This window comes from Sporosarcina sp. P16b, assembly GCF_002743065.1.
GTDB lineage: Bacteria > Bacillota > Bacilli > Bacillales_A > Planococcaceae > Sporosarcina.
Window position 1 is genome coordinate 214,478 of the sequence record NZ_PDYO01000005.1, and the last position, 7,600, is coordinate 222,077.

Sequence of the window (7,600 nt, forward strand, 5' to 3'; positions counted from 1 at the left end):
TGTTCCATCAGTATATTCTGTATAGACAACTAAGCTATCATCATACGCTTTAGCCCTACAACAATAATAAAATTCACCCCCTTCTGTACGTAAGCTACGTCTCCTACCGTCGCATTGTTACATTGAGACGCAAAAATATCATAAACTCACGAGAAAGGGCGTTCTCGCTTTTATACGAGAACACCCTTTTGATCATTCTTTTGGTTCTTTACGTGACCGATCCACTTTTTTATTCTTCCCCATCATATCCAAGTCTTCCCCAAACTCGGTGTTGTAATTCACATTCCGAATTCGATCAAAATGCTTATGGGGCTCTACCCTTTCATCCACATCCTCAATAATCTCATCATTCGATTTAACTAAAAGTCCAATCGCTGCCAATCCGCTCAGTCCCACAATGGCATAGACTATCTTGGCAAGAATCGTGTTTTGTCCTCCAAATACACTGGCAACCAAATCAAAATTGAAAAATCCGATCAATCCCCAGTTTAGTGCACCAATAATGACTAATGTCAGTGCAATTCGCATAAATATGCTCATGTTGCACACCTCCTCCAACAATCTATAATCGAATCCTGTACATGTTTGTATGGATTCTTTATTATAGTTCACCGAAAGGGAATTTTCATACATTTCCACATGAATATTGTTCTATTTCTGTTGCGGAGACCTTACAGTAGTAGACCAATAAAAATGAAAGCAGGGATACAGTGCGGATCAATGGCGTATTTTCAGGCGGAGGATTGAAAGGTTTTGCGCTAGTTGGAGCGGTTCTGGAGTTGGAGAAACAAGGTTATCGTTTTGAAAACGTAGCTGGTACAAGTGCAGGAGCTATTGTTGCAAGTTTTTTGGCAGCCGGCTATACAGCGGATGAAATCGGAGTCATGTTGGCTGAAGAAGATTTCCAAGCACTGCTAGATCCGAGAAAGACACTATTGCCATTTCCCTTTATGAAATGGATATCGCTTTATTGGAGAATGGGATTGTATCAAGGAAAGGCGCTGGAAGAGTGGTTTTTTGATAAACTCGCACGTAAAGGTTGTTATGCATTTGGCGATCTTCCGAAAGGATCATTAAAATTAGTGGCATCTGACTTAACAAACGGCAAGATGATAGTATTACCTGATGACTTGGAGAAATACGGATATGATTCTGACCGATTTTCAATTGCGAAAGCACTGCGTATGAGTTGTGGTATTCCCTACTTTTTTGAACCCATACGTCTCGATGCACCAAAAGGAACTATAGTAGTAGACGGCGGTGTATTAAGTAATTTCCCGATGTGGATTTTTGATGAAGATACATCGCCATGTAAACGACCTGTAATCGGGCTCAAACTAAGTCGCAATCAAGATGAAGTACCCGGACGTACCATTCGAAATGCCTTGCAATTATTCGAAGCGCTATTCTCCACAATGAGAAACGCGCATGATGAAAAATATATCTCAAAGCAACATGTACAAAACATAATTTTCATTCCTGTGGAAAATTATAGTGCAACACAGTTTGATCTAAACGAAGAGCAAATGGAAGACTTGCTATCAATCGGAAGTAGTCGTACTAAGGAATTCTTGCTCACTTGGTCGCCGGCGAAACCCAAGTTAGTCAGCAATCAAAATGTCATGTGATTGAAATATTTGATTTCAATTCCGTTTAAAACACTATCCTGGCGGGTAAATTGTCTTATAAGGAGGGTTGCAATCATGACCAACTATAAAGAAAGTTCTATTTTCATCCGAGAGCTTGAACTACTCAGTGACGAGTACGATACTGCACCCGCCGATATCAAAACTTTTATCTTAGAAGATATTCAGTTACTTGTATCTGCGATCTCCCTTTTACAAAGTGATGTACAGTAATAACTTATCATAAAGAGTCCATTTCACGCTCACAGAAATAACTGCTGCATCTTACTATCACGTTCTGCACGTTCCATTTCTGTTGCCAAGTCATACTTTTTCAATAGATGAAATACCTCATTCAATGTTTCCTGACTCAATTGCCTATTCAAAAATACCTTACCGCTTTCCATTAGCTCTTGCGGCATGGATGATTGTTGTTCATTTAACTTTTGCACAACATCCTGCTGTGTATGATCAATTGTACATTTGCTCATTTACATTCACTCCCTTGTCCACTACCATATCATAATATTCGGTGAACATAAAACGAAGACTTGTTGCTATATTGAAAGAGCTACAGGTCTTTTTGTGTTTTATTCATATAACTACTCTTTAATCGATACATATGACTAGCTGTTTTGCATTCGATATACGGGAGATGAGCAACATATGACAACTATTTTAAAGCGTAGCAGTACTATTTCTCCACCGGCACTTATTGCTTTGTCTTTCGCAGTTACTATTGTGATAGGTACCTTGCTTCTGAAATTACCTTTCGCTACATATACACCTATTAGCTGGACAGATGCTTTTTTCACCGCCACTTCGGCTACGACTGTTACAGGCCTGAGTGTATTCGATATTAACTCTACACTGACTTTATTTGGTGAAATAATTCTACTTTTTCTGATTCAAATTGGTGGAGTGGGATTTATGGCATTTGCCGTGGCCCTGCTGATGATTCTCGGAAGAAAGGTTGGAATGAAAAACCGCATATTTATTCAGGAATCATTTAACTATCAGTCAATTGGGGGCACGATAAAATTCCTGCGTGAAATACTAGTATTCGTTTTCATGGCGGAAGGTATTGCATTTATTGCATTATCATTTTTCTGGGTGCCTGATTTCGGATGGAAGCACGGCTTGTATTATGGCTTGTTTCACGTAGTGTCCGCATTTAATAACGCCGGTTTTTCCGTCTTCCCAGATAATCTGGAATCGTACGCTGGAAATTCCGCTGTCATCCTGATCTTATCTAGTCTATTTGTGATTGGCGGTATCGGTTTTATAGTAGTGATCGACATTTGGCATAAGTGTTCTATACGACAATGGGCTTTACATACTAAAATGATGGTTTACGGCACATTGACCTTAAATGCAATTGCTACGTTATTTTTGCTTATACTAGAATTTCACAATGAAAAAACCATTGCTGATATGAGTTTTACGGATAAATTGTGGACTTCCTACTTCCAAGCCGTCACACCAAGAACAGCCGGTTTCAATATGATGACTATTGGTGATATGGAAGAATCCTCATTGCTTCTTACACTTCTTCTTATGTTTATCGGCGGAGGAAGTGCTTCCACAGCATCGGGAATTAAATTGACGACATTTATGATTATTATATTAGCGACACTTTCTTATTTCAGAGGCATAAATGAACCACACATTTTCAAACGCACAATTAAAGCAGAGTTAATTGTACGTTCCATGGCAATCGCTGCAGTGAGCTCTTGTGTAGTTTTCACCGCATTATTTTTACTATCAATCACAGAAAGTATACCTTTCCTGCCTGTCTTGTTTGAAACCATTTCTGCTTTTGGCACGGTAGGATTGTCCATGGGCATTACAGATGATTTAAGTTCCGCAGGCAAGGTCATACTCTGCGTTGTCATGTTCTTAGGAAGAATTGGCCCGTTGACATTGTTTTTCTTACTTATTCGAGCAAAAAAGGAATCATATCGTTATTCGTATGATCAAGTGCAGACAGGTTGAATTAACATACTGATCACCATCCTTAACTCTTCAGAATTTACTCTGAAGAGTTTTCTTATTGACATGAATATTATTACTGTATATACTGTGCATATACAGTATACGAAAGGAAAAGGGTGATGTATTGAATATTGTCATCTCCAATTCGGTGAATCAACCCATCTATCTGCAAATAAAAAATCAGTTGAAAGAGCAGATCTTAATGGGGGCACTGAAAGAGAAAGAAGCGCTACCTTCCATACGCAAATTGGCAAAAGACTTGCAGATCAGTGTCATCACAACGAAAAAAGCTTATGAAGAACTGGAACGGGATGGACTTATTGAGACATTCCCAGGAAAAGGATCATTTGTTGCCGCGCAGAATCACGAGCTATTGAAAGAAGAGCAGTTAAAGAAAATTGAAGACCAGCTGCTGAATGTTATTCAAGACGGGCGAGCATTTGACGTGGGATTGGAAGAGTTAATCCATATGCTGACATTGCTATACGAGGAGTGAAAAGAATGGAAAATATAGCGGAAGTACGAAATCTGACGAAACAGTTTAAGGGATTTGCACTGAACAACCTGAACTTTGATATTAAAAAAGGATACATTACAGGATTCATCGGGGCAAATGGTGCTGGGAAAACCACAACGATCCGCTGTCTAATGGATTTAATTCGTGCTGATCAAGGAGAAGTACGTGTGTTTGGCACGTCACATAAAAATCACACTGTAGATATCAAGGAGCGCATAGGTTTCATTTACGATGCTGATTTCTATTACGAAGACCTGACTATCGAGAAAAACAAGCGCATTCTTGCACCCTTTTATTCAAAGTGGGACGATGAACTATTCTATTACTATCTTAGAAAGTTTCAGCTGAATACAGCACAACGAGTCAAACATTTATCAAAAGGGATGCGAATGAAGTTTTCACTTGCAATGGCCCTTTCTCATCATCCCGACTTTATCATTATGGATGAACCAACAGCCGGTCTGGACCCAATTGTCCGACGTGAACTGCTCGAAATGATGCAAGACCTCATACAAGACGAAGAAAAGGCTATCTTCTTTTCAACGCACATTACGACTGACTTAGAGAAAATAGCGGATTTCATTGTTTTCATTCATCAGGGAGAGATTATCTTTCAAGGTGAGAAAGACGAATTCACCGAACGTTATGTATTAGTCAAAGGTACAACCGATCAGCGTACTCTGCTTAATGGATACCCTGTGATTGGACTACGGACTACAGACGTTGGTTTTGAATGTCTGGCAGATACCGTGGAAATTCCTTTAGAGCACCTATCGTCATTGCTTGTTGAAAAACCGACACTCGAAGATATTATGTACTACACCGGAAGGAGAGGATTCGAATGAAGGCCTTGATCCGAAAAGACTTATACACACAAAAGGCGAGTGCTTTCTTACTTACAGCATTATGGTTCATTATTTTCACAAACTTTTTCACAGACGGTCAGCCTGTCCGTCATGTTTTACTTCTAATCTTCGTCGCTTATTTCATAGCTATTTCAACAAGTAATAAGGCATTTGAGAAAGAATCAGTCTTAATAAACAGCCTTCCGGTTACAAGAAAACAATTCGTACTAGCGAAGTATGCATCTGGTTTCATCTGGTTCGGTTTGTCAGCAGCCGCTGTGTTATTTTATATCTACTTGTTCGATACGTTTGCTCCTTTTCCTACCCGGATGATGACAATCCCTGAAGTACTCATCGCGCTTGGATGTTTTTACGTCATCATTTCGCTCTTTTATCCGCTACAATTTAAGGCGGGCTATGTACTGGCGACTTCTTTAACGATTGCCTTGCCGCTACTGAGCATGATGTCGTTTAGAATCATATTAAATATCATGGAAAATCCCAGAATGGTTGCAGAACAACAATTCTTTCTGCATACCGCAGATCTTATAACTACCAATCAATGGACAATCGCACTCTCAGTTCTACTAGTCAGCGCCCTACTGACATGGTTATCTATTCTGTTATCGATACGAATCGTGCGTAAAATAGATTTTGATCATGGGTAATTTATTTATCAAATAGCCTTTGCAATTAAAAATCGTCATTTAATAGATTTTGACCTCACTTCCATGCAAAAGAGATGCCCCATTGAAGTGGAGTCACTTTCAATAGGGCATCTCTTTTTAAGTTCCGCAATACGTTTGAAAAGTAGTTCCGTCTTCAGGCGGATTCACGTATTCTTCTTGTTCGACCGTATATGCATAAGGGTTTTCTAGAACTTCAAGTAGCTTCATAAACGGATGCATATCTCCAGTTTCAGCTGCCTGTAACGCCTCTTCCACCCTATGGTTTCTCGGAATGACCGATGGATTATGTTGCTTCATCAATAACTCTACTTCTTGCGCGTCTTCTGACTGACGTTGCAGTCTATCAACCCAACGCTTTTTCCACTCAAGAAAATCGGGCTCGTCGAACCATTCTTCTTGCTGTCCAAGCGTCAACGAACGGAATGTATTTGTATAGTCAGCTTGATGTTCTTTCATGATAGTCAACAAATCTTTTACCAATGGTTCATCGGCTTCCTCTTTATTGAACAAACCTAATTTGGACCTCATACCCGTTAACCATGCCGAGCCGTAAATCATGGCGAAATTGGAAAGCTCATTCTCCGCCAGCTTCACTGCTTCCGCTTGTTCTTCGTGAAGCAATGGCAAAAGTGTTTCAGCAAAACGAGTCAGATTCCACTCTGCTATACCCGGTTGATTGCGATAAGAGTAGCGTCCTTGCACGTCGATCGAGCTAAAGACGGTTTGCGGGTCATAGCTGTCCATAAACGCACACGGTCCATAGTCAATCGTCTCGCCGCTAATTGTCATATTGTCCGTATTCATCACACCATGAATAAAGCCGGTAAGCTGCCAGTTCGCGATCAAAGATGCCTGACGCTTTATGACGTTTTCAAGTAATGCTACATATGGTTGTGGCTCTGATTCCACTTCAGGATAATGGCGTTGAATTGTGTAATCTGCAAGAGCACGTAAATCTTTGACTTCTTGTCTGGCTGCCGCATATTGGAATGTACCGACACGTAAATGACTTGAAGCAACTCTTGTCAACACGGCACCTGTCAAAGCCGTTTCACGTAAAACAGGCTCCCCCGTTACCGTGACGGCTAAACTGCGTGTTGTGGGGATATTCAGACCATGCATCGCTTCGCTAATCAAATACTCACGTAACATGGGTCCGAGGGCCGCACGTCCGTCCCCACCGCGCGAATAAGGTGTCCTTCCTGATCCCTTCAATTGAATATCCATCCGTTGTCCTTCTGGCGTCAACTGCTCACCCAACAGCATGGCACGCCCGTCACCTAGCATAGTGAAATTACCAAATTGATGACCCGCATAGGCCTGAGCAATTGGATCTATTCCTTTCAGTTTTTCATTTCCAGCAAAAATGGCAATCACTTCTTCAGAATGCAATTGTTTTTCATCGAGACCCAGCGATACCGCCAGTTCATCATTAGTCAAAACCAGTTGCGGTGAGCTGACGGTATTTGGTTCCACTACTGTGTAAAATGTTTTCGGTAATTCACGGTAACTGCATTCAACATTCCAGCCGATGTTCGGGTTACGTTTCATCTGTTCTTCTTCCTTTCCATATGCTGCTCTAGTATGAATCACTTTTATTTTTCGTGCACTATTTTACTTAATTTACTTTCTATATCAGATGCATGTATTGTATCATTTCGGTTAGAGGTCAGCCAAAGCAATTGAATCACTGACATCCCTTCAAACAGTCCGTACTATTGATCATCCATCCTATTTGGAGGTGTGGCAGAGCAAACTACGAGCCAGTATGATCATAAAAAAGCTATCCTAGACTAAAATGTACCCTATACGATAGACACTTTGAAAAAAGTCTATCCTATGGGGTACTTTTGTTTATAATTAAGAAAAAAGATGTGGGAGCGGATAAATATGACTGAACGATTGTTTACCACAAGAGAACAAGAACAA

General features: G+C 40.4%; 9 protein-coding genes. 6 read left to right on the top strand and 3 right to left on the bottom strand.

Features of this window, described 5'->3' with window-relative positions; all coding sequences use genetic code 11:
* Window positions 1-192: 192 nt before the first annotated feature.
* On the bottom strand, window positions 193-540 hold the full coding sequence (locus CSV77_RS08885; RefSeq protein ID WP_099635849.1) for a DUF378 domain-containing protein: 348 nt from the start codon (window positions 538-540) through the stop codon (window positions 193-195).
* Window positions 541-710: 170 nt separating this feature from the next.
* Between CSV77_RS08885 and CSV77_RS08890 the strand changes: the two genes are divergently transcribed.
* Together CSV77_RS08890 and CSV77_RS16900 are read left to right on the top strand one after the other, a co-directional pair.
* Window positions 711-1,628 carry a patatin-like phospholipase family protein gene (locus CSV77_RS08890; RefSeq protein ID WP_099673105.1) on the top strand — a complete coding sequence of 306 codons (918 nt, stop codon included), beginning with the start codon at window positions 711-713 and terminating at the stop codon, window positions 1,626-1,628.
* 75 nt (window positions 1,629-1,703) lie between these two features.
* Complete coding sequence (locus tag CSV77_RS16900; protein ID WP_158232048.1) at window positions 1,704-1,859, top strand: hypothetical protein; 156 nt, start codon at window positions 1,704-1,706, stop codon at window positions 1,857-1,859.
* Between the two features lie 29 nt (window positions 1,860-1,888).
* On the opposite strand, the gene CSV77_RS08895 is transcribed toward CSV77_RS16900, so the two are convergent.
* Complete coding sequence (locus CSV77_RS08895; RefSeq protein WP_099673106.1) at window positions 1,889-2,116, bottom strand: group-specific protein; 228 nt, start codon at window positions 2,114-2,116, stop codon at window positions 1,889-1,891.
* A gap of 175 nt (window positions 2,117-2,291) precedes the next feature.
* Here CSV77_RS08895 and CSV77_RS08900 point away from each other — a divergent pair, with 175 nt between their 5' ends.
* The 4 genes from CSV77_RS08900 to CSV77_RS08915 all read left to right on the top strand — a co-directional run bounded on the left by CSV77_RS08900 (window position 2,292) and on the right by CSV77_RS08915 (window position 5,650).
* Complete coding sequence (locus CSV77_RS08900) at window positions 2,292-3,620, top strand: TrkH family potassium uptake protein (protein WP_099673107.1); 1,329 nt, start codon at window positions 2,292-2,294, stop codon at window positions 3,618-3,620.
* A 124-nt stretch (window positions 3,621-3,744) separates the two neighbouring features.
* Window positions 3,745-4,116 (top strand): GntR family transcriptional regulator, encoded by a 372-nt coding sequence (locus CSV77_RS08905; protein ID WP_099673108.1) that lies wholly within the window; start codon window positions 3,745-3,747, stop codon window positions 4,114-4,116.
* 5 nt (window positions 4,117-4,121) lie between these two features.
* Window positions 4,122-4,982, top strand: coding sequence for an ABC transporter ATP-binding protein (locus tag CSV77_RS08910; protein ID WP_099673109.1), 861 nt, complete (start codon window positions 4,122-4,124; stop codon window positions 4,980-4,982).
* The gene (locus tag CSV77_RS08915) at window positions 4,979-5,650 is read left to right on the top strand and encodes an ABC-2 transporter permease (protein WP_099673110.1); all 672 of its coding nucleotides are present in this window, start codon (window positions 4,979-4,981) and stop codon (window positions 5,648-5,650) included. Before CSV77_RS08910 ends, CSV77_RS08915 begins: the two co-directional genes overlap by 4 nt.
* A gap of 117 nt (window positions 5,651-5,767) precedes the next feature.
* On the opposite strand, the gene CSV77_RS08920 is transcribed toward CSV77_RS08915, so the two are convergent.
* Window positions 5,768-7,222, bottom strand: coding sequence for a protein adenylyltransferase SelO (locus CSV77_RS08920; RefSeq protein WP_099673111.1), 1,455 nt, complete (start codon window positions 7,220-7,222; stop codon window positions 5,768-5,770).
* Window positions 7,223-7,600: the final 378 nt, after the last annotated feature.

Excerpts from the sequence above, each read along its gene's own strand:
- CSV77_RS08885 (WP_099635849.1), bottom strand. The coding sequence starts at position 540 with ATGAGCATATTTATGCGAATTGCACTGACATTAGTCATTATTGGTGCA.
- CSV77_RS16900 (WP_158232048.1), top strand. The coding sequence starts at position 1,704 with ATGACCAACTATAAAGAAAGTTCTATTTTCATCCGAGAGCTTGAACTA.
- CSV77_RS08895 (WP_099673106.1), bottom strand. The coding sequence starts at position 2,116 with ATGAGCAAATGTACAATTGATCATACACAGCAGGATGTTGTGCAAAAG.
- CSV77_RS08900 (WP_099673107.1), top strand. The coding sequence starts at position 2,292 with ATGACAACTATTTTAAAGCGTAGCAGTACTATTTCTCCACCGGCACTT.
- CSV77_RS08910 (WP_099673109.1), top strand. The coding sequence starts at position 4,122 with ATGGAAAATATAGCGGAAGTACGAAATCTGACGAAACAGTTTAAGGGA.
- CSV77_RS08915 (WP_099673110.1), top strand. The coding sequence starts at position 4,979 with ATGAAGGCCTTGATCCGAAAAGACTTATACACACAAAAGGCGAGTGCT.
- CSV77_RS08920 (WP_099673111.1), bottom strand. The coding sequence starts at position 7,222 with ATGAAACGTAACCCGAACATCGGCTGGAATGTTGAATGCAGTTACCGT.